The organism is Paenibacillus sp. PSB04 (genome assembly GCF_025809195.1).
Taxonomy (GTDB): Bacteria; Bacillota; Bacilli; order Paenibacillales; family Paenibacillaceae; genus Paenibacillus_AQ; species Paenibacillus_AQ favisporus.
The window spans coordinates 6,338,998-6,364,113 of sequence record NZ_CP081301.1; the positions used below are offsets into that span (position 1 = coordinate 6,338,998).

A 25,116-nucleotide genomic window follows, 5' to 3' on the forward strand; every position below is an offset into this window, starting at 1 on the left:
AATCATTGTTCAAGACTGGCCTTGAGCGTCTCCAGGCTGTCCAGGCTGCTTACGTTAATCAGCTTGACGGATTTATCCGTCTTTTTGATCAAGCCGGTCAGCACGTTTCCGGGACCGATCTCGACAAACGTATCCACCCCTTGGGAGATGAGATAGGTCACCGTATCCTCCCACAGCACGGGAGAGTATACCTGCTCCACCAGCAATCCGCGGATTTCCTCCGCAGACGCGGCCGGACGGGCCGTCACGTTCGCAATCACGGGAATAGCCGGTTCATCGAAGTGAAGCGGCTGCAGCTTCCCGCCCAGCTTCTCGGCAGCCGATTTCATCAGCGAGGAATGGAAAGGTCCGCTTACCTCAAGCGGGATCGCTCTTTTTCCTCCGGCTTCTTTCACGCGCTCACCCACAAGAGCGACGCCCTCCTTCGAGCCGGAGACGACGATCTGCCCCGGGCAGTTCAGGTTGGCCAGCTCCACGAGATGTCCTTCGGCCGTGATGCTGCGGCACAGCTCGGCCAGCGCTTCGCGTTCGGCACCGAGCACGGCGGCCATGGCCCCTTGTCCGCCCGGAACCGCCTGCTCCATAAATTCGCCGCGCGCCCGGACCGTTCCTACCGCATCCTCAAAGCTCAGCACGCCGGAAGCCACCAGGGCGCTGTATTCGCCCAGGCTGTGTCCGGCGACAAAGTCAGGAGTAACGCCTTGTTCGCGAACCGCCTCGAATGCCGCAACGCTGGCCGTCAGGAGCGCAGGCTGCGTATTGAAGGTCTTCTTCAGCTCACTGTCCGGACCTTCAAAAATCATATTCGTCATCGGGAATCCCAGCACCTCGTCCGCACTTTCGAAAATGCGACGGGAAGCGGGAACCGCATCATAGAAATCTTTACCCATTCCGACGGATTGGGCCCCTTGTCCGGGAAACACAAACGCAACTTTCCCCATTGCTCAGGCTCCTCTCGTATACTTCTTGATGCAAAGCTTCTATTGTATTGCTTGAATAAGCCAATTCACTTCGTAAGCTATCGATTGATCATTCACATAAGATGAATCATATGATTACCAGATCAGCACCGATGCGCCCCAGGTCAATCCTCCGCCGAAGCCGACCATCAGCACGCAGTCGCCTTCCTTCATCCGGCCTTCCTCCGCCGCTTCCACCAGCGCGAGCGGAATGGAAGCCGCCGACGTATTGGCGTACTTATCTACGTTGATGACGCATTTATCCGGCGAAAGGTCCAGGCGCTCCATGGCGGACTGAATGATACGGATGTTCGCCTGGTGCGGCACGAACAGGTCGATATCGGCCTTCGTTTTGCCGGCCTTGCGCAGGACGTCTTCCGTGGCCGTATTCATGACGCGGACCGCAAATTTGAACACTTCGCGCCCGTTCATATAAATGTAGTGCTTCTTGCCCTCGAGCGTTTCCTGGGACGCCGGCAGTCTGGAACCGCCAGCTTCCAGTTTCAGCAGCGTACCGCCGGCCCCTTCGGCTCCGAGGTCAAAGGACTGAAATCCCCGGCCTTCGGGAACTTCGCCCAGGATGACGGCTCCCGCGCCGTCACCGAACAGCACGCAGGTGTTGCGGTCGGTATAATCCGTAATCCGCGACAGCGTGTCGGCGCCGATGACCAAAGCGTTGTTGTACATGCCGGTCTTGATAAAATTGCTCGCCGTCGCAAGGCCGTAGACGAAGCCGGAGCAGGCAGCAGACAGGTCGAACGCGGCGGCTTGCTTGGCGCCGAGCTTGTCCTGCAGAATGCAGGCCGTTGACGGAAAGAACGTATCCGGGGTGATGGTTGCGACAACGATCAGGTCCAGCTCTTCAGCCGACATCCCGGCGGACTCGAGCGCCTTCAGGGCCGCTTCATAACACAGGTCCGAAGTCGCTTGTTCCGGAGAAGCGATATGCCGCTCGCGGATCCCGGTGCGGGAGACGATCCATTCGTCGTTCGTCTCTACCATCTTTTCCAGATCGCTGTTGGTTAATATTTTCTCAGGAACGTATTTGCCTGTGCCGATGATGCCTACTGAACGTAATTTTTCCATTCTCTTGTCACTCACTTCCCGCTGATTTCCTTGGATATACTCTCAACCAGTTGATTCTGCAGTGCAACGCGGGCCTGCCGGACCGCGTTCTTGATGGCGTTGCCGTCCGCCGAGCCGTGACTTTTGACGACAAGTCCGCTCAGGCCGAGCAGAGGAGCGCCACCGTGCTCCTTGTAGTCCAGCTTGCCTTTCAAATTACGCAGCTGAGGCATAAGCAGGGCGGCCCCAAGCTTGCTGCGCATATTCTGGGTGAACTGCTCCTTCAGCAGCTTGAACATCGCGCCGGCCGTTCCTTCCACGGCCTTCAGCAAGATGTTGCCGGCAAATCCGTCGCACACGAGGACGTCGCAGTTCCCGAGCATAATATCCCGGGCTTCCACGTTGCCGATGAAGTTGATCGGAAGCTCCTGCAGGAGCGGGAACGCCAGCTTGGTGAGCTCGTTCCCCTTCCCTGGCTCGGTGCCCACGTTCAACAGGCCGACCCGTGGATTCTTCACGCCCATCACCTTCTCGCGATAAAGGCTGCCCATCAGCGCATACTGCGCCAAATGCTCGGGCTTTGCGTCCATATTCGCGCCCAGATCCAGGGCCAGCACGCCGGCTTCGTCAAGCGTCGGGATCATGGGAGCCAGAGCCGGACGCTCAATCCCTTCCATCCGTCCGACAACCAGCAATCCGGTCGTCATCAGCGCTCCCGTGTTGCCTGCCGAAATCATGGCTTCCGCCTGCTTCTCCTTCAGCATCCGTCCCGCCACGACCATGGAAGCATCCTTTTTGCGCCGGACGGCTTTGACCGGTTCATCCTCGGCTTCGATTACTTCACCCGCATGATGGACCGTCAGATTGGAGGGAACCGTCCCTCCGCCTTGCTTCAGGAGCGGCAGCAACCGCTGCTCGTCCCCGACCAGAACGATCTGCGTATCTTTCCATTCGGCGGCGGCAGCCAAAGCTCCTTCCACGTTGCACTCCGGCGCATGGTCACCGCCCATGGCATCAATGGCGATCCGCATACTGTACTCCTCCTTCGCTGTTATCCTCGCCCGTCGATCTGTATATCAGAAAGTTCCCCTGGAACACCATTTCCTCGCCCACATACGTGAACACCTCAACCTTGGCCTTCCCCTTCTGGCCGGCCATAGACCGGACATAGGCTTTGGCGATGCACTTCTCTCCCAGATGAACCTGCCGCAGAAACCGGATGTCTGCCGATGCGGTCAAGGCAATCTCGTCGTTAATGAGAGCAACTGCCAGCGAGTTGGCCTGGGCGAACACATAATGTCCGCGGGCGATATGGTTTCGGGTGAACACATGTTCTTCCCGTATTTCAAAAATGGAAATGCCGCTCTTGTCCAGCTGCAGATCCACGACATCCCCGACAACCTCATCAAGCTGCAAGGAGCGAACTTGATCATAGGAGTGCTCTGCCATCTGCTTCATTCGTTCCCGCAGTTCCGGGATGCCTAGCTCCATCCGGTCAAGCCGGATCGTCTGAATGCTGACCTTCAGCTCCCGCGTCAGTTCGCGGTCGGTCACAAACGGATTTTGTTCGATAATCTTCAAAAGCTGCTGATGCCGCTGCTTCTTGGGCAACCGTTCGATGTGAGGCACCTCCCTGTCATGTCTTGTCCGTCCATGAATGTGGAACACAAACAGTCTATGAAGTTCGTCAATAGAATTCACAGGAAAAAAGAATCAATCCGGACAGTTTTCATTAGAACCTGGTACTAATGTAGTATAAAGCATGACGGGTCAAAAAGAAAGTGACAAAAAAAATAGCACCTCACCAAAGATGAAGTACTACTTGATTGTTTTTGGCATTACTGCGAAATGATTTCTCTTGATTTATACGTTCCGCACACTTTGCATACGTGGTGAGCAAGCTTCAATTCTCCGCATTGTTCACATTTCACCATGCCCGGCACTGCCAGTTTAAAGTGAGTACGACGCTTGTCACGACGTGTCTTGGACGTTCTCCGTTGAGGTACTGCCATGTTCCCACCTCCTTATTTCAATCAACCGGGGTCCCGAAGGGCCCGGAGGAATGCATTCATGCTCATTTGAAAAAGTCTTTTAGCGCTGCAAGCCGTGGATCTACCACTTCATTGTTACAGCCGCAGGCACCTTCGTTCAAGTCTCTTCCGCACGTAGGGCACAGGCCTTTGCAGGATTCCTTGCACACGACGGTCATCGGAAGATTCAGGATAAAGGATTCCTCCACGTAAGGGACGAGCTCCACAGTCTCGTTGTCCACATATATGGTTTCATCTTCTTCGTCCTCGGCTTCCTCAGGCTGCTTCTTAAGCTTGAACTGCTCGTGGAATGGAATATCCAAATGCTCATGCACCGGTGTCAGACAGCGTGAACAGGACATGTCCAGCTGTACGGATAACTCGCCTTGAACATCCACTGTATCGGGACCGACATACGAGGCTGTAAGTTCCGCTGTGAGCGGTCCGTCGGCCTTGATGTCACCCAGTCCTTTAAGCAGCGGACTTACATCCACTTGCTGACGGAGCTGCAGCGGCTCGCTGCTGGCTGCCATTTTCCTGAATTGAAAGTGCATATACATCACTCCAAACAAACAAAAATTATTATACCGATTTCCGGGGAACTTTGTCAATAGTTTCACCTTGACTTTACGTTCCCCCTTATTGTGACTGGATGCCATTCGTTTTATGATATATTTTATAACAGCCGTTAACCACGGGTGCCCAAAATGAAACGATGGAGCTGAAGACCATGTCCGCAGTCGGCCTGATTGTCGAATATAATCCTTTACATAACGGCCACGTCCACCATTATACCAGAGCCAAGGAAGTGACGGGTGCCGAGCATGCCGTCGCGGTGCTGAGCGGGCCGTTCCTGCAGCGGGGCGAGCCGGGGCTTGTCAGCAAATACGCCCGCGCCGAAATGGCGCTGGCCATGGGTGCCGACCTGGTAATCGAGCTGCCGGCCGCATATGCCGTTCAGCCTGCCGAATGGTTTGCCTACGGCGCCGTCGCGCTGCTGAACGCCACCGGTGTCGTCGACAGCGTCTGCTTCGGAACCGAAAGCGGGACGCTGGAAGTGCTGCAGCCGCTGGCCCGCATGCTGGCTCATGAAAGCGAAGAGCTTCAAGGCCATATCGCGCACTATTTGGGCCAGGGGATGAGCTACCCTTCCGCCTACGCGGCAGCCGCCGAGGCTCTGGCGGGAAGCGGCGGCTGGAAGGAGGATATTCTCCAGCTGCTCCATAAGCCGAACCATACGCTCGGCCTGCATTATTTGATCGCGCTCGAGCGCCTTGGCAGCCGTATGCGCCCCTACACCATCCCGCGCATCCACGCGGGATATCACGATGAAGTGCCTGGGCATACGAATATAGCCAGCGCCACCGCGGTGCGCCGCATGCTGCTCGGCCCGGCCCCTGACGAGGCGGCTCCGTATGTGCCGGCCACGACGCTCGCGATTTTGAAGCGGGAATTTGCCGCCGGACGCGGGCCGATTACCTGGGAATCGTTCCGGCAGCCGCTTCTGCACCTGCTGCTCACCACGCCTCCCGAGCAGCTCGCGGCCCTGCACGAAGTGACGGAAGGGCTCGAGTATCGCCTGGGCAAGCTGCTGCCGGCCCTCACGGGAGCCGATGTGGCCGGCCTGCTCGACGCCTTAAAGACAAAGCGCTATACTCATACGAAGCTGCAGCGGATGCTGGTGCATATTTTGCTTCGGCACTCAAAGGAGCAGCTCGCTCCTGCGCGTCTTGCGGAAGGCCCCGGCTATTTAAGGATCCTGGGATTCAACAAGACGGGACAGGCTCTGCTCAAGCAGATGAAAAAGACGGCCTCCTTACCGGTGGTAATGAAGCCGTCCGCCTTCTCCCATGACCAGCTGGACCTGGACCTCCGGGCGGCGGCGGCATATGCGAACGCGTACGACGCGCCGTCGCCGGACGATTGGTACCGCGACTATATGCAGCCGCCGGTCATGATTTAGCCTGCAGCTGGTTCATATAGTCCATCGCCTGCTCGAGGGTGCTGACCTGAACCAGCTTCATTTTCGTTTTAATCTGATCCGCTTTGGCTTTCGCCTCGTTATAGTTATCCTTCGGAACGAAGAAAATATCAGCATTCTCCCGATCCGCCGCCACAATCTTATGCTGGACGCCTCCGATCGCCCCGACCGTACCGTTCTTGTCGATCGTGCCTGTGCCTGCAACCCGGTAGCCCTTGGTCAGATCCCCGGGCGTCAGCTGGTTGACGATTTCCATCGAGAACATAAGGCCGGCGGAAGGCCCTCCGATCCGCGTATCCTTGAACTGGACCTGATGGCCCGGATCTTTCGTCTTGACCGCCTGCATCGTCGCTATGGTGACCCCGAGGCCGGCCCGGGTGCTTCCCGTTTTCTGATCCTTGATCGGAATCAGCTTCAGCTTCTGCTCCAGCGTTTTGCCGCTCCGAAGCAGCTTGACGGTGACCTCATCGCCCACGTTCATCGGTTTCAGAATGCCGGCGAGCGCCGTATTGTCCGGGACCGGCTTGCCGTTGACTTCCTCAATGCGGTCGCCGGGCTTGAAGTATTTGTTGTTCACCGAATCGTCCGGCGTCGAGAACACAAACAAATACTCAGGAACGATGCTGAACGGCACTTTGGCTTCCCGGTAAGCCGCCTCCATCGCGGAGGACTGGGAGTCGCTCATCATGTAGACCTGCTCCGCCGCATACTCATCCTCGCTCATATCCCCGAGTCTCGCCTGCTTCTTGGCGACCTCATCGTTCGGGTTGAACACCGACATGACGAGCATGGCGATATTGGCGTAACTTGCCGCCACCGTCGTCATCATGAAGGTTCCGCGCTCCTCCGTATCCCCTTTGGCAATCGACAGCATCGGCTTCACCTCGTTGGCGCTGCCCGGCTGATAAATAATGTATGGTGTCGGCATATATACGCACACGTACACCATGACCGCCACCACGAAAATGTACAGCAGAAGGCGCAAGCCCTCTCTTCTGCGCGGCCGTCTCATATTGTTGCCATCTTTCATTCCCATCCCTGCTCCCTGGTCTTATGGTTGTCTTCCCCGCATAGATTGGGTACTAGCTATGTTTACTCTTAAGAGGTGAAAATCATGAAAAAAACGACGCAGCGTCCTTCTCCCAAAGCCATGACGCTTATGCTGGGAGCGTGCGCAGCAGCTCTCGTGGCCGGTATCGTCAGTTCCCCTGCCCCCGCTTTTCAGGCTTCCCTTCAAGGCCTGAACCTATGGTGGAAAATCGTGTTTCCCGGGCTTTTGCCTTTTCTCGTCCTGTCGGAAATTCTGATCGCGTACGGCTGGGTGAGCGCCCTGGGAGCTTTTCTGGAGCCGCTGATGAAGAAGCTGTTCCGGCTGCCCGGCACCGGCGGATGGGTCATGGCCATGGGGCTGACCACCGGTTTTCCGGGCGGTGCCCAGGCGGTCCAGCAGCTTCATGCCCAGGGCAGTCTTCAGGCCGAAGAAGCGGGCAAGCTCGCGGCCTTATCCCACTTCTGCAACCCGGTGATGATTCTCGTCGTGGTAGCCACCGGTCTGATGCACGATCCGGCCCTGGGCTACGGCTTGATCGCCGTTCATTGGATCGCCGGCATCCTGGCCTATCTGACCGTCCACCGGCGCATCAGAACGAAAGGAGCCGCCCCTGCGTCAGACAAGCCTCGGCAGCAGCGGTTGGAGGGCAAGCCTGCCCCGCTGCCTGCCCGCGTTCTTCAAGCGGCGGAGGAAGCGCGCGCCAAAGACGGACGCAGCTTCGGCCGGCTGCTTGGCGACTCCGTCACGCATGCCGTCCAGGTGCTGATGATGATCGGCGGCTACATCATTATTTTCTCCGTTGTCATCCAAATTGCCGGCCGGGTGACGACCGCCCAGCTTCCGATTCCAGATTACGCATTATCAAGCCTCTTCGAGGTTCATTTGGGCGCCCGGGACATCAGTGCCGCCGCGTTTGCTTCCGGGGGGCTGCAGTGGTCCGTTCTGTCTGCTCTCCTCGGATTCAGCGGCATCAGCGCCCTGCTGCAGTCCATGTCCCTGATCCGCAAAACCGGGGCTCCGCTTATGCCCATGGTCTGGACCCGGATTCTTCATGGGGCGTATGCCTTTGCCCTGACATGGTTGACCTGGGCTCCGCTCGCCGCATTGTTGGGCCGTATTCATCCCGTTTATTCCGAGAACGGCCCGTTCAGCGGCAGCCGCGGCCCGATAGAGGATCTGTGGGTACTGATGCCCCAGGTGCTGAAGTGGCAGGGACTCTTGCTCGCCTCCATCCTCGGCGCCTTGATCGTCCTTCTGATTGTGGTTCCCCGTCGCGCCAAAACGGTCCGGCGTTAAAATTTACTGCGCAGCGCCTTCTCCACTTCCGGCGGAACCAGATCCGTCACGTCTCCGTGATAGGCGGCGATCTCCTTGACGATGCTTGAGCTGAGATAGGAGTACTTCGGATTCGTCATCATAAAGACGGTCTCCGCCTCCGGGTTCAGCTTATGATTGGTCGACGCCATCTGCATCTCGTATTCAAAATCGGTGACGGAGCGAATGCCGCGCATGATAGCCTGGGCATTTTTCTGCCGCACATAGTTGGCCGTCAGGTCGCGGAAGCTGTCCACTTCGATATTCGGGATATGCCCGGTTACCTGCCGGATCAAATCCATCCGCTCTTCTACCGTAAACAGCGGGTTTTTGCTCCGGTTGTTGAGTACAGCAACGATCAGCACGTCAAACTGCTTCGCAGCCCGCTGGATGATGTCGAGATGCCCCATGGTTACCGGATCGAAGCTGCCCGGATATACGGCAATGCGCTGCTTGCTATTCGTTTCGCTCATCTTGCCCTCCTGCCCGCGGATCGTCGTCTGACGAATCCGCTGTATGTTCTTCGTATCTATAGATCGATACGGCCGTTTCACCGTACACCGCATGCCGGACGCAGGTAAACGAGCCGAACTCGGCGGGGTATTCGTAGCCTGACTCATGCTCCAGAACAATGACCGCGCCTTGCCGCAGCATATGCTTGTCCTGCATAAGGAGCATGAGCTCGTCACCGTTCTTCATCCGGTACGGCGGATCCAGAAAAACAGCGTCCAGGACCAGCCCCCGCTTTTCCAACGCCTTCAGCGCCCGGACCGCATCGTTCCGGTACACTTCCGCTTGTCCCTCCATCTTGGTCGCCTTGAGATTCGCCCGAATCGTCTCAATGCTCTTCGGGTCCATGTCGACGAGCACCGCCCGTTCCATGCCCCGGCTGAGCGCCTCGATCGCCAGTCCCCCGGTTCCCGCAAATAAATCGAGAACGGTCCCTCCGTCAAAATAAGGCCCGATCATGCTGAAAATCGCTTCCTTGACCTTGTCGGTCGTCGGGCGGGTACCCATGCCCGGCACCGCCTTCAGCGGTCTGCCCTTTGCGCTTCCCGAAACAACTCTCACTTGCTTTTCACCCATTCTATCGATGAAACCGCAGTTTCACTTGATCTGTCCGTATTCCGTTATTCTTCATCCTATGGCGTCATATCATGCCCAAATTTCGCGAGGGATATCGAATTTTGCGGAATACGAAATTATGACGATATCGTACCACAATCCCCGCAAGTTTGAAAAATGGCCCTTGAGGGATTTTTCATCTTTTTTGGAAAAGCAATGTATAAAACATCTCTGCCTGGGAATGCTTAAATTATCGACATCAAACGAATGTCGTAGACAACCGCGGAGTAAGCTTACGTTTCCCCATAAGCTCTTCGTCCGGTTTCTCCTCTCCCATGAGGGCGTCCCGCAAGGGGCGCCCAATTTTATTTCGTTATCATCCGATTGTATTTGTATCAGAACGCGCTGCACTTGTACGGTTTGTTCCTAATCATAAAAAAAGCACCCTTCAGATCACAGAATCCGAAAGGGTGCTTTTGCTTGATTATGGGATACCGAGTCGCTTAGGAGTGCTCGCGGTTTCTTCCGCGGAGTCCAATCAATCCAAGCAGGCCAAGAAGTCCAAGCCATCCCCAGTCCACGTCGTTGTTGTCATTTGCTGCGTTGGTACGGATCGTGTTGTTATATCCGTTGTTGGTACCGTAGGTGCCGTAAGTATTGTTCATACCGTTGGTGCCATAGGTTCCGTTCGTGTTGTTGGTGTTGTATGTTCCTGTAGTGCCGGTACCAGTACCATTGCCATACGCAAATGCAGGTACGGCAACACTCATGGAAATGCAAGCTGTGAGCAGGGCTGCAGCGATACGCTTCTTCATCATTTTCACCTCCAGGTATAAGACTTCAATCGTAAGTTTCCCAAATGAGATATCACCTATGCAGTCCGCAGCCCGTATCTATTTCATCCCATGGAATATTTTTGTATTTCCCGTTTTACGCAAAAAAATGACCCTGTCACAGCGCCAAGGCCGTCAGGGTCCATTCCGTACTATATATATCAAAGGGGGTTATATATATAAATATACAAACCAATTGTGAATGAAACATTAAAACAGCATTATGCCAGTATTAATTTTTGATGTCTGTTTGGTTACGGGGCATGCGCCCATTTTTACAGGGCACTTATCACGATTTTCGCCTTCCGGCATACGCTGTTTCCATAGTTGAAAATGGGAGGCGTTAGAATGTCTTTAACTACTGGATCCCCTTATTCCTATTATCCTTATCCCTATCCTTATCCCTATCCCTATTATCCTTATTATCCTTATCCATACTACTCTCCTTATCCATATCCCTATCCTTATGCCGGATATCCCTATTTTGGCGGATACGGGGGATACGGCGGATACGGGCATGGCGGCCATGGAGGCTACCCGGGCATTGGAGGTCATGGAGGTTATCACGGTGGCGGAGGTTATGGCAGCCCCGGTGGAGGACACGGCGGGGGACCTGGCGGCCATCGCGAACCATTCGGCAGTGTGCAGGATGACGGCGAATACTTCATCCCGCCTTTCAGCCAATGACGGAGTCCGGGGCGAGGATACGCTTTTCTAGGATCCAACTGACTCCAGATGTTAATTTGTGCAGCAGGTCATGAACTGGAATTATTTGCATATGATTTTTACGTATCCTGATGTTGGCAATTTATAACCGGAGGTGTGTGTATGAAGCTCAGAAGCGTAGACAACACGATTGTCGCTCTGATTGGCATTTGGTTTATTATCGCTCCCTGGATTTTCGGGTTCTCTGACGATAACGGCGCATTGTGGACCAGCGTCATTATCGGTGCCGTTCAGCTGATCGTCTCATTGTGGGCGTTCTCCAGTTCGGGATGGGGCTCCTGGCAAAATTGGATTTCGCTTCTTGCCGGAGTTTGGTTCATCGTATTCCCTTTCGTTTATTCCGTAGATACAAGCGCATTATGGACCAGTATTATTCTTGGTGCCGTAACGGTGCTTCTCAATTTGATCACGATGGGAGCCAAAGATTAAACCCGAAGCAGAAAAGCGGCGGATCAGCGTACCTTAGAACAGCCCTTGTTACAATCAACTTAAGTTCTTGTTTCTTCTTACTAAAAAATAAAAGCCAGATCAGCCAACACCAGGCACCATGAGCAAATGACTGCAGCCGAGAGCATAGCAAAGCGCAGGCTTGTCCCATATAGGGAGAAACCTGCGCTTTTTCTTTTCCTGATCCTGTCCGTAAGGAAAGCCGGGCTGTTACGGTCGATATTTCTTTTCGCTGGAGGAGGAATCTTTGGTGTGCTCTTTATTCTGCTCGTCCTTCATATTTTCGGTTAAATCCTCCACGGGGATCGGATCCACGTTGCGTTCGCTTTCATAGCGGTCGAACAGGCTTTCGCGCTCGGTGGCATACTGTTCCGGATGATCCATGCTTGCATGTTTTTCGTTTTCATCACGATTCACGGGCTCCTGCCGGTCCTTGTACTCCTTGGCCATGTTTCATCACCTCTTGGAGTACAAATACCCGGCTGCTCAAAAATGAATCACGCCCGAAAGTATGTACAGGCTATAGCATCCAAAGAAAGCCACCTGTCCCCGGCAGGACGCCGAAAACAGGTGAGCAAACTATATTTCTGTAGTCGTTATATCCAGAAAGAACGGGTAATGATGACCAACAAAATAAAGAGGACCAAAATTGCACCTGTCGATGCGAAAGGATTTACGCCGCAGCCATAACCTCCAACGACTCCGCTCATTTCATTCCCTCCCTCCGGGTTCATACTCTTATGGTATGAAAGCCCGCTCCTCATGGTCTGGTCAAAGACCCAATTTTCATGGCGAGAGCACAGCCTATTTTGCGCGAAAGGTACGTTAAGCCAATCAGGATTGCTTCTTGCCCAGGACATTCTGGGTATACTTGAGCAAAATGCTGCCCAGCGTCCCGATATCAACCGGATCTTCGGCCTTCCAGTCGGGACTGATTCCCACCTGGTCGATCAGCCATTGTCTTCCCGACTCCTTCCACTGCGGAGCAGTTTCGCTGGTGTTCGGCGCTGGATTGCTGTATGCTGCCATTAATTCCGCCTCGCTTCCTTTATACTCGTTCAGGTCAACGTCGCCGCTGATCCCCGGCACTTTGCCCTTGTTGGTATACTGGATAAATTCCCAAGCTTTCCAGCCGGCCTTGTTGGCCGGCGTACCGCTGGCGTAATAGGCATACCACAGCGGGTAAGAGCCGAGCGACGAATCCAGGTAAGAATCGATAAAGCTTGGAAACGTATAGATCATCAGGGTACGACCAGTCCGCTGCTTGAATTGGGTTCCCCACGTATTCACAATCTGGCTGATCCGCGCCTTGGTCTGGCCTTCCTTCGTTTCGATATCCAGCACAAACGGCAGCTTGAACGCGGACAGCCCCCCGGCGCTTTCAATCACCTGAAGGAAATGATCCACTTCGTTCTTGACATCATCCGGTGAGGCCGCACGGGTAAAATGGTATGCCCCGACAAGAAGCCCCGCGTTTTTGGCGTCCTGCGCGTTGGCCCGGAAGCGGTCGTCTACGATCCGGGATCCCTCTGTCGCTTTAAGAAAGGCAAACGAATATCCCGCGCCGCGGACCTTCTTCCAATCGATGATGCCCTGCCAATGCGACACATCGATGCCTTTGGCGTGGGTTGCGCTCCGGCTTTGCACTGACAACACCTCCATTCGGATTACCTTTGCGGCATATAGTGCTGATTGTAAGGTTATTTTATCCATATGTCATAAATGCACAAACGGTTGGACAATCCAGACCCATTTGCAAAATGTGCTCCGGCCCGGCCTCTTCCCGCGAAAAAAAAGAAGAAGCCCGTCAAATCAGAGCTTCTTCCCCGAAATTTAATGCTGAACCGGTTCCGCCAAGGGCCGATCGATCGTCAGCGTTTCCCTTGAGCGGCCTCGTTGATCCATGAGCCCGGATTCCCCGTGCTCGCGGTATTTCCTCATCCATACCTTTAACCGGCCGATGTCGGCGATGCCTAATGCGGCAGCCACTTCTTTTTTGGTCATCCCCTGAAGACGCATATGTACGGCCTTCCGTTTGGTATCCAGGCTGTATGAGCTAAAAACTTGCCCCTTCTTGGCCATCCGTATCACCTCAACCTATATATCGGAAGGCAGGGCAACTTTTTCAATATTAACTTACCAGCTGAAGCCGACCGCTTTCAAAAATTCCCTCGCCAGCGTCATATGTCCGCGGGATGCCGGGTGGACACGGTCCCAGTTCGTAGCGAGCGAAGACAGGTAGACATGCTCCGACAACGCGTCGAAAGCAGCCTGCGTATCGACAAAGATAGCGTCGAATTCCTCGGCGACCTTTTTCACAACGGCCCCATAGACGTCCATCGTTGCCCGCATCGGGTCATTCACATTCGGATCGAGGTAATATGGAGTCATCAAAACGAGCCCCTTCAGCTTCGGCCGTGTCGCTTGTACCAGTTCCCGCAGCGTCGCTTCATATTCGTCCAAATACACATGCTGATCCGGATTCTGCGGACGGTCGAATTGGCGCCACACATCGTTGGTTCCGATCATGATCGAAAGCCAGTCCGGCTTCAGGTCGAGCACGTCGCTCTCCCAGCGCTCCTTCAAATGGCGGACGGTATTTCCGCTGATTCCCGTATTCAGCACCCGGATGTTAAGCTGCGGGTATACCGCGCTCAGCAGCGCGTCGACTTGTGCGACGTAACCGCTGCCCAGCTGGCCGAAGCCGCCTTCCCCGACCGGCCGGACGCGGCCGCAATCCGTAATGGAATCCCCAATAAAGAGTAATGTATCATTTTGGCTCAGCTTCATCGCTTTAGTCCCTCTCCTTTTTGCGTTCAGGCAAGTAATATGTAGATCGCAGTTCGCTTAGCAGTTACTATCATTCTATCACATTGGCGGGGACCGTCTATACTGAAAAGTCCCTGATTCTGTTCGGTATCAGGGGCGGAGATACCCCTGTTTGACCGCGTCGTCGATCAAGTGCTGAACCAGCGAATACAGGTCCGGGAGGTCCTCCTGCAAAAAAACGATCCGCGCCCGGACGCGGTCTGCCGCAACTCCGTGTTCCTGCCACGCTTTTCCCCCGGTAAAATAATTGTGAAGCAATGGCTGAATCCGGTCCATGGCCGCCGCATAGCGCGATTCCAAGGTTTCCCGCTGCTCGAATTCGAGCCACAGGGCCAGCATTTCATCACGCTGATCGACGGGCAGAAGCCCGAAAATCCGCTTGGCCGCAGCCATTTCCCGCTCGAATTTCCCCTCCTGGCCCTTCTCATCATAAGCGAAGGTGTCACCTGCATCGATTTCAACCAAATCGTGCACCAGGAGCATTTTCATGACGCGAAGCAGATTTACCTTCCGCTGATCCAGATGTTCCTCGAGCAGCCAGGCCATGAGCGTAATATGCCAGGTGTGCTCCGCATCATTTTCGTGCCGGGATTTGTCCATCAGGTACGACTGGCGGTAGATCGTCTTCAGCTTGTCGATTTCCCTGATAAACTCGATCTGCCGGTTCAAACGTTCATTCATGAATAACAACCTCCTATACGTTAGGACGAACATATCATATCCAGCAGCCCATGACAAAACGGACACAATTCGGGCATCCCCGGCATTTCTTTTCTCCCCTAAACAAAAAAATTCCCGGCCATGGCCGGGACGCTTTCCTTCATCGCGAGAGTACGTTCTGAGAAGTCTGTTCTTTGAGAAGTCTGTTCTTTGAGCAGCCGGACATTACGTGAACATCCGGTAGACTCTTGCCTCATAAGGGCGCAGCTGCTCGGGTTCCATTCCGTCCTCGGGATAGTTGCCGATGATCAGCTCCCGTTTCATGCCGCTGTACCTGTCGTCAAGTTCAAGGATCGCAGCCGATTCCGAAAAATTCAAAGCGATAAGCCATATCACCTCGCCCAAAGTACGGGTATACGCATAAATCTGCTCGTGATCCTGCAGCAGGAGCCGGTAATCCCCGTATACCATCACGGGATTCTGCTTGCGCAAAGCGATCAGCCGCTGATAATAGCGGAAGACCGAATCCGGATCGCTCATCGACGCTTCCGCGTTAATTTCCTTGTAATTGGGATTAATCCGGATCCAAGGCATACCTGTCGTAAACCCCGCATTGGGCCCGGCGTTCCACTGCATCGGCGTTCTCGCATTGTCCCTTCCCTTGACATGGATTGCCTCCATGATCGTTCCCGGATCCGCATTCCCCTGCGTGACCCGCTCCTCGTACATGTTCAAAATTTCAATATCCCGGTAGTCTTCAATGCTGGAAAATTGGATGTTCGTCATGCCGAGCTCCTCACCTTGATAAATGTAAGGCGTGCCTTTAAGGGTGTGCAGCAGCGTAGCGAGCATTTTAGCCGATGGAACCCGGTGTTCACCGTCATTGCCGAATCTCGACACCATCCGCGGCTGGTCATGATTGTTGAGATACAAGCTGTTCCACCCGTCCTCCGCCAGCCCGGTCTGCCATTTATGCAGCACGCCGCGCAGCTTCTGCAGCGTCCATGGGACCACGGTCCATTTGTCGCCGTCGCCCGCATCGACGTCCATATGCTCAAATTGAAACACCATTTGCAGCTCTTTCCTGTCCGCTCCGGTATATTTCAGAGCTTCTTCCACCGATACGCCCGGTGTCTCTCCAACCGTCATCACATCGTATTTCGACAGCACCTGCTCGTTCATCTCCCGCAAATAGTCATGCACATACGGGCCGTTCATAAAATAAGGGCTGCCGTCTCCAAGTCCGTCCTCCCCGTCGTCTGGAAGTCCCGGAACTTTGGAAATCAGGTTGATGACGTCCATGCGGAAGCCATCCACGCCTTTATCCAGCCAAAAGGTCATCATCTCGTACACCGACTGCCTGAGCTTCGGATTGTCCCAGTTCAGGTCGGGCTGTTTCTTTGAAAACAGGTGCAAATAGTATTCTCCGGTCGTGTCATCATATTTCCAGGCCGACCCGCTGAAAAAGGACCTCCAGTTGTTCGGCGGCATATTCCCGCCTTTACCTGGGCGCCAGATATAATAGTCGCGGTATGGGTTGTCCCGGGATGAGCGGGACTCCGCAAACCAGGCATGCTCATCCGAGGTATGGTTGACGACCAGATCCATAAGCAGCTTCATTCCGCGTTCGTGCAAGCCGTCCAGCAGCTGCGTCCAATCCTGCATCGTGCCGAATTCGTCCATGATCTCGAAGTAGTCGCTGATATCATAACCGTTATCGTCATTCGGCGACTTGTAGACCGGAGAGAGCCAGATGACGTCTACCCCGAGCTCCTGCAAATAGTCCAGCTTCGACACGATCCCTTGAATATCGCCGACCCCGTCGCCGTCACTGTCTTTAAAGCTGCGGGGATAGATCTGATACACGACGGCTTCTTTCCACCACGTGCGTTCCATATTCGTCACTCCTCCCATTTTGCATATACACCGCCAATGCCATACTCGCGGCAGCAGAATTCCATCCTTTTATGCTTACCCCAACCAGGGCGGCCTATAACGAAACAGCGTGTAAACCGTTATCCGCTGATTTCCCAAATTGCATATGGAACAATTTAACAAAAGAGGTTATAGTACGATAGGGGTCTACCTATTAAAAGAAGTTCTATATGGACTAGTGCGAAAGGCGGTACACAATGGATTCATTTATCAAAAAATTAGGCTTATGGATCACTGCCGTTCTGTTGATCGTGGTTGCCGGCGCCACACCTGCCTTGGCTGCATCCGCTTCCGGCTGGAATGTCAAACTGGTGAGCGTTCAGTTGGTTAAGAACGAGCATGTTGGCAATGAGTGGTATTACACGGCTTCTGTGAACGATAAGGAAGTGGAGGAGGGCAGTTCCGTCACCGTCAAAAACGTGAGTTCGATCAACCTGTACGCCTACGCCGAAGAACAGGACAAGATCCCGGACGAAGGCAAAGCTCAGAAATCGATTAAAGTCAGCACGCTGACAAAGAAAACCCAGCTGGTGGAGATGAAAGTGACGGTCACGGAGAACCGGGGCCGATATTCGGGAAACCAGGCCGTATGGAAATTCACCTTTCAACTCTCGAAAAAATAAAACGGTTTGCAATCTTTCGGAGTCCTTGAATTCGTACGAAAAAGGCTGCGGATCGTCCCCCCATGCTATAATAGAGTCACTATAATCCGAAGCATACGGGGTGGCATCAGCGCTATGACGACCAAAGAAACGAGAAACATCGGCATTTTTGCCCATATCGACGCGGGTAAAACGACCACGACCGAGCATATGCTCTTTGAGAGCGGCACGATCCGCACATTGGGCAGCGTGGATCAAGGAACGGCGCTGACCGATTCGCTCGAAGTCGAGCGGGAGCGGGGCATCTCCGTGCGTGCCGCCGCGACCACGCTCCATTGGAAAGGCATACATATCAACGTCATCGACACGCCGGGCCACGTCGATTTTCTATCCGAGGTGGAGCGGTCGATGCGCGTTATGGATGGGGCCATCCTCATCGTATCTGCGGCCGAGGGCGTTCAATCCCAGACGGAAACGGTGTGGCATGCGCTCCAATCCTTAAACATCCCGACGTTAATTTACGTAAACAAAATGGACCGGACCGGCGTGTCCGCCGCTTCCGTCCTGGATGAAATCAAACGGCTCCTCTCTCCTCACGCCGTCCCGCTTCAAATTCCGATAGGTGAAGCAGAGGACTTTGCCGGCATGCATTCCATTCTGGACCCCGCCAAGGATGGGGAGCTTGAACGTCCGGAGTACGTACAGTTGGTGGAGGCCTGCGCAGATGTGGATGAAGAGCTGCTTTTGCGGGTTATCGAAGGGGAGCCGGTTGCACCGGAAGAGCTGCGGAGCATGCTCGCCCGGCTGACCCGTCAGGGCCGGTTATTCCCCGTCCTCTTCGGCTCATCACAGAGGGGCATCGGCATCCGGGAGCTGCTTGATCATGCCGCAGCATATTTGCCCGGGCCAACCGGCGATAATGAAGGCGAGCTGTCGGGCGTCGTGTTCAAAATCGAACGGGACAAAACGATGGGACGCGCCGCCTACGTCCGGCTCTATAACGGCACTCTGAAAAACAGAGACGCCGTCCGTAATCTGACGCAGGACGTTCAGGAAAAGGTAACCCAAATCCGGAAAATGGACGGGCGCAAATTCGCAGATTTGGGAGAGCTTCATGCCGGAGATATCGCCGCGGTATACGGCCTGTCCCAATCCAAGATCGGCGATATTCTGGGCAGCAGCGAGCTCATCCCCCCTTCCCCTTCCATCGCCGTACCGCTGCTAACCGTTCAGGTGCAGCCCGAGGAAGAAGCGCGCTATCAGGACTTGGTAGAGGCGCTACAGGAGCTCACCGACGAGGATCCGCTGCTTGATCTGCAGTGGCTTCCGAGCGAGCGGGAGCTCCATCTTAAAGTGATGGGCTCCATCCAGCTCGAAATTTTGTCCAGCCAGCTGGAGAGCCGTTTCGGCCTGAAGGTCCGGTTTGGTCAGCCTTCCGTAATTTATAAGGAAACGCCGAGCCGAGCCGGTGAAGGCTTTATCGCCTATACGATGCCCAAGCCGTGCTGGGCCGTGCTCCGGTTCACGATCGAACCGCTCCCCCGCGGGAGCGGCCTCGTATACAGCTCCCAGGTACGGAGCGAAGATCTGCTGACGAGCTACCAGAACGAGGTGGAACGGCGTGTGCCGGAGGCCCTGCAGCAGGGGCTGCTGGGTTGGGAGGTCACCGACCTCAGGGTAACCCTCGTTGAAGGAGAGCATCATGTATGGCATACGCACCCGCTCGATTTTGTCGTCGCCACGCCGATGGGCATCATGAACGGCTTGGCCGCGACGGGCACGACCCTGCTGGAGCCGATGCTTCGGTTCCGCATCACCACCCCTGAGGAATACGGGGGCAAAATCCTCAGCGACCTGGTGCAGATGCGCGCGGAATTTGAGCCGCCTTCCATCCTGCACGGACGCTTTATGGTCGAAGGCATCATTCCGGCAGCGACTTCGCTCGAATTTCCGGTGAAGCTGCGGTCTATGACCGGCGGCCGCGGCGTGATGGCTTCCTCTTTTGCCGGATATCAGGAAGCCCCGCCGGAAACCAATGCCGCCCGCCAGAGACGGGGCGTCAATCCGCTGGATCAATCGAAATACATTTTAAGCGTACGAAGCGCACTGTCGAGCCAATAGGCTGCTCGCTGCAGCCTGGCCCGGCGTTTTTCATAAGGAGGCTTTATGTTTATTAAAATCGCCCTGTTTTTCATACTGGCCCGGCTGCTCGGAAACCCCTTCCTGGCCATCCTTGTCCTGCTGATCATCGTCTACTTGCTGGACAGAAAATTTGTGGGCATTTTTCCGAGCGTGACCAAGCCCTTTAAACGGATGAACCGGATATCCAAGCTGAGAGCCCACGTGACGATGAGCCCCAGCGATGTCTCCTCCAAGCACGAGCTCGCCCGCCTGCTGATCGAACGGAAAAAGTATCCTGAGGCGCTCCGCCTGCTGGAATCCATCGAAACCCAGTCTGAGGATTCCGCCGAATATTGGGATGACCTCGGTACCGTCAAGCTCAAGCTCGGGCGCATCCAGGAGGGTGAGCAGCACATCCTGCGCGCGCTTGAGCTGAACCCCCGCGTCAAATACGGCCGCCCTTATCTGAGGCTGGCGGATATTTATAAGAGCACCGACCAGGCCAAGGCCGTGAGCTACGTGCAGGAATTCCAGCAGATTCAGTCCTCCTCTTGTGAAGGCTACTACCTGCTCGGGATGATGTACAAATCCCTTGGCCGGATCCAGGATGCCAAAGCGGCGTTCCAGGAATCGATCGATCTGTACCGGGCGCTGCCCAAGTACAAAAAGCGCCAGGAACGAAAGTGGGCCGTCCTCAGCATGCTTCGCAAGTGAGTGCGGGGCCGGAGCAGCAAAAAAACAGACCCGATTGCCGGGTCTGTTTTTTTGTGCCGGGCTGCTTAGGCCAAAGGCCGGTACCCCAACGCGTTAAGCTGTTCCGCAATCACCCGGTACCCCCTGCCGTTGGGATGCAGATGGTCAAGCGACAGCAGTTCCCTTTCCCTTCCCTGAAAGGAACCGTAAATGTTGGCCACCCCCAGGTTTCCGCCGGCGTATCCGTTTAAAAAACGGTTATACTGCTGTACCCAGTAACCCGCCTCTTCAACCTGCGGGTACGGGTTGTACAAGCCTACGGCGCGAATAATGTAAGGGCCCTGGCCCCCGCCTTTTAATTGGTTGATCGTGCGAAGAATTCCCGACACATTCGTTTTGCACTGGCTCAGCGCTTGGTTGAAATGCTGGGAAGCCTTCGAGCCGAACGGTGCGCTTTTGGCCGCCCGGATCAGATCGTTGCCGCCAATTGAAATCGTAATGATCTCCGCCTGCTTAATCGCCTGCCGCATCGCCCCATTTCTGGAGATGTGCTCATACAAGCCTGACGTCGTCAACCCGTTTACACCAAAATTTTCATAAGCTACAAAAGCTCTTACATGCTGCTCCGCCATCCCCCGATACACTGGAACAAAACCGTTTCCCGGCAAGGCTCCAAAACCGACGGTCAATGAATCCCCTATCGCAGTGTATGAATACACCAAAGCCTTCGCCCCCCTTCTGACTCATAAGCTGCTTACTGCAGTATATGTATCCGGGCCCGGGAGCGAAACGGGACCATGCGCGGGATTTTTGATTTTCAGGGAGAAGGGACCCCGAATATTTCACTCACTGTTCTGAAGGGCTTGAATAAATGCCCTCAGAGCCAGGTACGATGGATCCCTTTTTCGCAGCCATGCGTCCAACAGTTCCTGCTGATCCTGAAGGTACCATCCAAGATACTTGTGTATAGCTTTGTCATAATCAGCATTGGAAGCTGCCTCTTCTTCCATACTCTCCACCATGCGCTCCCAATCGTTTGACTCGTTTGAAGCTAGGTCAGGGTACGAACCGGCTAGCTGCCTAGCCGTTTTAAAGGAACATTCCCGGTACAGAATCAGGGAAAGGTACTGTCCGACCCTTCGATGCGAGGGATCATCCTCCATCGATTGAACCAATAATGCCTCCGCGTCCTTCAGCTTCCCCTGTCTCATCATGGCCATCGCATGGGTCGACAGATCAACATCCCATGAATCTCCCGCCGCCACTTTTTCATAAAGTTTGAAATAGGCATTGTAGGCCTGCCAATCCTTTTTCTTATAGTAATAGTCTGTCAGTCTCGACAAATATCCGGAGGTCGGATGAAGCAGAACCATTTCCTTCAAATAAGTCTCTTGCTGTTTTTCGGCGTTTTCTCGGTCGAAGGAATCCGATCCGTTGGATCGGTGTTCGGATATTTGTGCATCGATCATCACGATCAGCATATGAAGGCTGTGCGTATCGGCCGGATCGTCCTTGTATGCCTGCTCATATTGTTTCATAGCCTGATCCAGATTCCCTGCCAGGAGCGTGCGGTCCGCCAGTGTCAATTCTCTCTCCTTCAGATAAAAGAATGGCAGGTTTCCGATTTTGTCGTTTCCGACGCGATACCCGTCACTTCGGGTGAGCAGATGGCCATCTTTGTCATATGCATTCACGGTCCAGAAAAAGCGGTTCTCCGGATTGGAGAACCCGAGAAGGGACAGCGGATCCGTGATCATCTTCCCGTCCTGATCTGAATAGGATGAAATACCGCTTAGCAGATGATAGAGTTCCTCGGTCTTTATCGTTGTTCGGGTTGTGTCAACCTTCGTCATAACCGGCTGGCTGAACGAACCTGAATGAATCTGCACTCCGAGGTATACATCGTAATAAGCGGCCCTCGGTACAGGCTCCCATGCAAAGGTGATCCGATCTTCGCGGACCGTCGTCTGGTTAACAGGAAAATCCAATTCCAGCAGCGGCTGTAAAACGGCATTCCGGGTTACATCCTGAAGTCCAACACGAACCCATTCATCGGATTCCGCAGGCCAAGTCCACCCGCTGATCTGGTCCAATTCAAGCCCCAAATACAGCTGGTAGCTTCCTGGAAGCACCCCTTTGATCGTATATTCCCCCTTCCCGTTGGTCATCGTTTGGTAAGGTTCATCCGACTGAAGGCTTCCTTGCACGCTGTCCTTCGTCCGTAAATAAACGCCAGCATAGGCGATCGGTGAACCGTCGCTTCTCTTCAGCGTACCGGACACTTCAGGCAGCCGGTCCGATCTTGAGTCAGCAAGCTTTTGCAATCCCTGTTTCAGCAGAGTGGGCTGCTCCAAGATCAACGTTGGTTGTTTCCCGCTTCCATCGACCGGGGATCCTTCCCATTTTTTTAGTGCTTTCAAATATTGCTGAATGCTTTCGTTTCCGCCCAGATATCTGGTCTGAAGCCAGCTGAACTTCTCCACGATGCGAGTGTCTGGATTTTGTTTAAGCTCGCGGGATAAATCGGCGCTGATCTGACGAAAAAGATCCATGTCTCCATGGTTTCCCGCGACCTCGGCCATTCTTATTTTCAACTTCTGAGCAGCATACATCTGTGAAGCAGGCAGCCGTTCTTCGGTACGTTCCAGCAGCTCGATCGTTTTTTTCCATTGCCCCGCTCCTTCGTAATAGTACGAAAGAAGCAACGCCGCTCCGGCCAAATGAAAATCAGCGGGTCCCGATTCTACATAAGCCTCCAAATAGGGGAATTTTTCCTTCAACGTGATGGGAGGCAGCTGCCCCTGTCCCTCATCCGTTACCGAGCTCCATTCCGATGTTCCCGGCCCGACATATATGTCGTAGCTGTTTGTTAGCTCGGCTCCCTCCCTGCCGATCAGGTAATTGCGAATATATGTCCACTTCTGTTCATCCTCCGATTCCCGAATCCGCTTGAAAACCTCCTGCTTGCTCAAGCTGCTCCCCACCGCCTGATCAGTGTTTTGAGACGGGGGGCTTTGACGGGAAAGGGCTACCAGAGATCCAGCTATGAGCAGGAGAAAGACAGCAGCGGACAAAATCAAATGCTTAACTTTGATGGTCACCTTCATGCCTATTCACCTTCCGCTCATATTCGTCTTTCCAATAATAGCTTCCGCCTTCTTCAATCAATTCACGAAGATGCTGCTGTGGCCCGCCAGGATGAGTTTTCGGCTGCTCGGCCAAATGGTATACGAACAACGCAGCCAGAAAGAACAATGAGGCTGTCCCCAGCGGCACAAGCGGCAGTTCCAGTTCTTTGTTCAAAAAAGCCCGCACCCGGTCTCTCCAGTTCCGTGGATGGGTTGCTCTCAGTACTTCCGCAGCTTGGGTAAACCGAATTTCGGATAGCTCCTGCTCCAAAGTCCGTTTAATCAAAAGCTGTTCTGTTTCTCGCATCAAGCTCCTCCTGTTCCAGCATCTGCTGCAATTGTTGGCGTCCGCGGGCCAATCGAGCCTTGACGGTGTTCTCGCTAAGCTGTAGGTAACCGGCAATGTCGGACACGCTCATCTCATTAAAATAGTAAAGCGTAATGCTTTCGCGGTAGATGTATTTCAGCCTATGAATGGCTTGGCTCAGACCCTCGTTCCTCCACTTCGTCAGGAGCTTCTCTTCCGGGCCGGGGGTAGGAAATCCTCCCATCATTTCCTCCATCCGCGGCGAGGGCAAGAACCGTCTCCACGACCAGGCACGCTGCTTCATTCTGCATCTGTTTACGACAATGCGGATCAGCCAGTTCCTAAGCTTGCTCTCATCCTGAAGCTGTTCGATATGCCGAAAGGCTTGAATAAAACTGTCCTGGACCGCTTCCTCGGCATCATACCTGTCACGGAGCAGAAGAAACGCCGTTCGCAACAGCTCGTCACCGAATTGACGCATAATCCATTGAAGTGCCGCCTCATCTTTTTGCTTCAGTCTCCCGATTACGTCCAGTACGGCTACCTCCCCTCTACTATAAAGATGCACCCAAACCCGTTCAGGTTGCAAAAAAAGGAAAAACGCCAAAAAACCGGTCCCTTTCCGGAACCGGCTCTCGTTATTTTCATCTGATATGCCGTTTTATTCCTCATCCTCTTCGGCTTCGTAAACGCAGCGGAAACGCTCCACACCCGGGAACAGTTCGCCCAGGCTGTGCACCTCAAATCCGATGCTGCGGTAAAAGTCGACCGCCTCCTCATCCGTCTCCGCTACGACCCTGGCGGGCTTTTCCTGCGTCAGCACTTCCAGGATCATGCCCCTTCCGTATCCGAGCCCGCGGTTTTCCGGAATGACCGAAATATGGCGGATCAGCAAGGTATCATCCATCTTTTCAAAACCGATCAACCCGACTAGAAGTTCCCCGTCTTCAAAACCGTACAGCTGCCAGGCGTCGTTGGCCTCGTACTGCTGGATCGCCTGCTCAATCGACCGGTCATCGGGAAAAACCGCATAGGAGATGAGCTCCATCGTCTCCGGCTTGCGTATGTAATTTTTGATATTTAACAGCATAGGTTCTGCCTCCTGTAAATTCACATTCACTGCTCTGCCCTATCATGGCAAAAAGAATTCTGTTTCGTTACTGTACCTTGTCTGCGTGTAAATTTCAACCGGACCGAATCTGCAGGGTGGCCCTGGAGCAAGCAGAACTCCTCCTGACGTCTCGCATGTCATCGCGTTTCCAACCCTAGCGTATTTGGAGCAAAAAAAAGCCCCGTCAGCCGCTGGCTGTCATGGGGCAAAGGTTGGATAGATCTCATATCTTGATCAAACAGTTAAGCGGCGTAGGAGG

The 25,116-nt window shown here is 54.3% G+C and carries 29 protein-coding genes; 7 read left to right on the top strand and 22 right to left on the bottom strand.

Annotation, left to right across the window (positions count from 1 at the left end; translation table 11 throughout):
- Positions 1 to 2: 2 nt before the first annotated feature.
- The 6 genes from fabD to K2F33_RS29195 form a co-directional block, all read right to left on the bottom strand.
- A complete protein-coding gene (gene fabD, locus K2F33_RS29170; RefSeq protein WP_076168249.1) occupies positions 3 to 941 on the bottom strand; it encodes an ACP S-malonyltransferase in 939 nt (312 codons plus the stop codon).
- A 114-nt stretch (positions 942 to 1,055) separates the two neighbouring features.
- The gene (locus K2F33_RS29175) at positions 1,056 to 2,045 is read right to left on the bottom strand and encodes a beta-ketoacyl-ACP synthase III (RefSeq protein WP_144025357.1); all 990 of its coding nucleotides are present in this window, start codon (positions 2,043 to 2,045) and stop codon (positions 1,056 to 1,058) included.
- A gap of 11 nt (positions 2,046 to 2,056) precedes the next feature.
- Positions 2,057 to 3,055 carry a phosphate acyltransferase PlsX gene (plsX, locus tag K2F33_RS29180; RefSeq protein WP_076168255.1) on the bottom strand — a complete coding sequence of 333 codons (999 nt, stop codon included), beginning with the start codon at positions 3,053 to 3,055 and terminating at the stop codon, positions 2,057 to 2,059.
- A complete protein-coding gene (gene fapR / locus K2F33_RS29185; RefSeq protein ID WP_076168257.1) occupies positions 3,039 to 3,635 on the bottom strand; it encodes a transcription factor FapR in 597 nt (198 codons plus the stop codon). Before fapR ends, plsX begins: the two co-directional genes overlap by 17 nt.
- A 227-nt stretch (positions 3,636 to 3,862) precedes the next feature.
- Complete coding sequence (rpmF, locus tag K2F33_RS29190) at positions 3,863 to 4,036, bottom strand: 50S ribosomal protein L32 (protein ID WP_036645943.1); 174 nt, start codon at positions 4,034 to 4,036, stop codon at positions 3,863 to 3,865.
- A 62-nt stretch (positions 4,037 to 4,098) separates the two neighbouring features.
- The gene (locus K2F33_RS29195) at positions 4,099 to 4,608 is read right to left on the bottom strand and encodes a YceD family protein (RefSeq protein WP_076168259.1); all 510 of its coding nucleotides are present in this window, start codon (positions 4,606 to 4,608) and stop codon (positions 4,099 to 4,101) included.
- A gap of 176 nt (positions 4,609 to 4,784) precedes the next feature.
- On the opposite strand from K2F33_RS29195, the gene K2F33_RS29200 reads away from it, so the two are divergent.
- A complete protein-coding gene (locus K2F33_RS29200; protein ID WP_263880271.1) occupies positions 4,785 to 6,017 on the top strand; it encodes a nucleotidyltransferase in 1,233 nt (410 codons plus the stop codon).
- On the opposite strand, the gene K2F33_RS29205 is transcribed toward K2F33_RS29200, so the two are convergent.
- Positions 6,007 to 7,047, bottom strand: coding sequence for a SepM family pheromone-processing serine protease (locus tag K2F33_RS29205; RefSeq protein WP_089550126.1), 1,041 nt, complete (start codon positions 7,045 to 7,047; stop codon positions 6,007 to 6,009). The genes K2F33_RS29200 and K2F33_RS29205 overlap by 11 nt on opposite strands.
- Before the next feature lie 102 nt (positions 7,048 to 7,149).
- Between K2F33_RS29205 and K2F33_RS29210 the strand changes: the two genes are divergently transcribed.
- Positions 7,150 to 8,382, top strand: coding sequence for a nucleoside recognition domain-containing protein (locus K2F33_RS29210; protein ID WP_263880272.1), 1,233 nt, complete (start codon positions 7,150 to 7,152; stop codon positions 8,380 to 8,382).
- On the opposite strand, the gene coaD is transcribed toward K2F33_RS29210, so the two are convergent.
- The 3 genes from coaD to K2F33_RS29225 all read right to left on the bottom strand — a co-directional run bounded on the left by coaD (position 8,379) and on the right by K2F33_RS29225 (position 10,283).
- Positions 8,379 to 8,873 carry a pantetheine-phosphate adenylyltransferase gene (coaD, locus tag K2F33_RS29215; RefSeq protein WP_076168267.1) on the bottom strand — a complete coding sequence of 165 codons (495 nt, stop codon included), beginning with the start codon at positions 8,871 to 8,873 and terminating at the stop codon, positions 8,379 to 8,381. The two genes, K2F33_RS29210 and coaD, sit on opposite strands and share 4 nt — an antisense overlap.
- Entirely contained in the window at positions 8,857 to 9,471 is a 615-nt protein-coding gene (gene rsmD / locus K2F33_RS29220) for a 16S rRNA (guanine(966)-N(2))-methyltransferase RsmD (RefSeq protein ID WP_089546516.1), read from the bottom strand. Before rsmD ends, coaD begins: the two co-directional genes overlap by 17 nt.
- A 497-nt stretch (positions 9,472 to 9,968) precedes the next feature.
- Positions 9,969 to 10,283, bottom strand: a complete 315-nt coding sequence (locus K2F33_RS29225; RefSeq protein WP_263880273.1) for a WGxxGxxG family protein — start codon at positions 10,281 to 10,283, stop codon at positions 9,969 to 9,971.
- Between the two features lie 499 nt (positions 10,284 to 10,782).
- On the opposite strand from K2F33_RS29225, the gene K2F33_RS29230 reads away from it, so the two are divergent.
- The gene (locus K2F33_RS29230) at positions 10,783 to 11,016 is read left to right on the top strand and encodes a hypothetical protein (protein ID WP_263880274.1); all 234 of its coding nucleotides are present in this window, start codon (positions 10,783 to 10,785) and stop codon (positions 11,014 to 11,016) included.
- Between the two features lie 110 nt (positions 11,017 to 11,126).
- Positions 11,127 to 11,453 (top strand): SPW repeat protein, encoded by a 327-nt coding sequence (locus K2F33_RS29235; protein WP_076168342.1) that lies wholly within the window; start codon positions 11,127 to 11,129, stop codon positions 11,451 to 11,453.
- 228 nt (positions 11,454 to 11,681) lie between these two features.
- Here K2F33_RS29235 and K2F33_RS29240 read toward each other — a convergent pair whose 3' ends face one another.
- The 7 genes from K2F33_RS29240 to K2F33_RS29270 all read right to left on the bottom strand — a co-directional run bounded on the left by K2F33_RS29240 (position 11,682) and on the right by K2F33_RS29270 (position 16,856).
- On the bottom strand, positions 11,682 to 11,921 hold the full coding sequence (locus K2F33_RS29240) for a hypothetical protein (protein WP_089546513.1): 240 nt from the start codon (positions 11,919 to 11,921) through the stop codon (positions 11,682 to 11,684).
- 146 nt (positions 11,922 to 12,067) lie between these two features.
- Positions 12,068 to 12,181 carry a sporulation protein YjcZ gene (locus K2F33_RS29245; RefSeq protein ID WP_192714767.1) on the bottom strand — a complete coding sequence of 38 codons (114 nt, stop codon included), beginning with the start codon at positions 12,179 to 12,181 and terminating at the stop codon, positions 12,068 to 12,070.
- A 124-nt stretch (positions 12,182 to 12,305) separates the two neighbouring features.
- Positions 12,306 to 13,118, bottom strand: a complete 813-nt coding sequence (locus tag K2F33_RS29250; RefSeq protein WP_212983189.1) for a glycoside hydrolase family 25 protein — start codon at positions 13,116 to 13,118, stop codon at positions 12,306 to 12,308.
- 186 nt (positions 13,119 to 13,304) lie between these two features.
- On the bottom strand, positions 13,305 to 13,553 hold the full coding sequence (locus K2F33_RS29255) for a helix-turn-helix domain-containing protein (protein WP_076168349.1): 249 nt from the start codon (positions 13,551 to 13,553) through the stop codon (positions 13,305 to 13,307).
- 54 nt (positions 13,554 to 13,607) lie between these two features.
- A complete protein-coding gene (locus K2F33_RS29260) occupies positions 13,608 to 14,261 on the bottom strand; it encodes an SGNH/GDSL hydrolase family protein (protein ID WP_263880275.1) in 654 nt (217 codons plus the stop codon).
- A 129-nt stretch (positions 14,262 to 14,390) separates the two neighbouring features.
- Positions 14,391 to 14,981 (bottom strand): HD domain-containing protein, encoded by a 591-nt coding sequence (locus K2F33_RS29265; RefSeq protein ID WP_076168353.1) that lies wholly within the window; start codon positions 14,979 to 14,981, stop codon positions 14,391 to 14,393.
- A gap of 204 nt (positions 14,982 to 15,185) precedes the next feature.
- A complete protein-coding gene (locus K2F33_RS29270) occupies positions 15,186 to 16,856 on the bottom strand; it encodes a glycoside hydrolase family 13 protein (RefSeq protein WP_263880276.1) in 1,671 nt (556 codons plus the stop codon).
- 236 nt (positions 16,857 to 17,092) lie between these two features.
- Between K2F33_RS29270 and K2F33_RS29275 the strand changes: the two genes are divergently transcribed.
- The 3 genes from K2F33_RS29275 to K2F33_RS29285 all read left to right on the top strand — a co-directional run bounded on the left by K2F33_RS29275 (position 17,093) and on the right by K2F33_RS29285 (position 20,332).
- Positions 17,093 to 17,518, top strand: a complete 426-nt coding sequence (locus K2F33_RS29275) for a hypothetical protein (protein WP_263880277.1) — start codon at positions 17,093 to 17,095, stop codon at positions 17,516 to 17,518.
- 114 nt (positions 17,519 to 17,632) lie between these two features.
- Positions 17,633 to 19,618, top strand: coding sequence for a GTP-binding protein (locus K2F33_RS29280; protein WP_263880278.1), 1,986 nt, complete (start codon positions 17,633 to 17,635; stop codon positions 19,616 to 19,618).
- Positions 19,619 to 19,663: 45 nt separating this feature from the next.
- Positions 19,664 to 20,332, top strand: a complete 669-nt coding sequence (locus K2F33_RS29285) for a tetratricopeptide repeat protein (protein WP_116231291.1) — start codon at positions 19,664 to 19,666, stop codon at positions 20,330 to 20,332.
- A gap of 65 nt (positions 20,333 to 20,397) precedes the next feature.
- Here the strand turns inward: K2F33_RS29285 and K2F33_RS29290 are convergent, their stop codons facing one another.
- The 5 genes from K2F33_RS29290 to K2F33_RS29310 all read right to left on the bottom strand — a co-directional run bounded on the left by K2F33_RS29290 (position 20,398) and on the right by K2F33_RS29310 (position 24,836).
- Positions 20,398 to 21,033, bottom strand: a complete 636-nt coding sequence (locus K2F33_RS29290; protein WP_263880279.1) for a GDSL-type esterase/lipase family protein — start codon at positions 21,031 to 21,033, stop codon at positions 20,398 to 20,400.
- A gap of 120 nt (positions 21,034 to 21,153) precedes the next feature.
- Complete coding sequence (locus K2F33_RS29295; RefSeq protein WP_263880280.1) at positions 21,154 to 23,283, bottom strand: carboxypeptidase-like regulatory domain-containing protein; 2,130 nt, start codon at positions 23,281 to 23,283, stop codon at positions 21,154 to 21,156.
- A gap of 112 nt (positions 23,284 to 23,395) precedes the next feature.
- Positions 23,396 to 23,746, bottom strand: coding sequence for a hypothetical protein (locus K2F33_RS29300; RefSeq protein WP_263880281.1), 351 nt, complete (start codon positions 23,744 to 23,746; stop codon positions 23,396 to 23,398).
- Complete coding sequence (locus tag K2F33_RS29305) at positions 23,718 to 24,227, bottom strand: sigma-70 family RNA polymerase sigma factor (RefSeq protein WP_089550125.1); 510 nt, start codon at positions 24,225 to 24,227, stop codon at positions 23,718 to 23,720. Before K2F33_RS29305 ends, K2F33_RS29300 begins: the two co-directional genes overlap by 29 nt.
- A 180-nt stretch (positions 24,228 to 24,407) precedes the next feature.
- Complete coding sequence (locus K2F33_RS29310) at positions 24,408 to 24,836, bottom strand: GNAT family N-acetyltransferase (protein ID WP_089546505.1); 429 nt, start codon at positions 24,834 to 24,836, stop codon at positions 24,408 to 24,410.
- Positions 24,837 to 25,116: the final 280 nt, after the last annotated feature.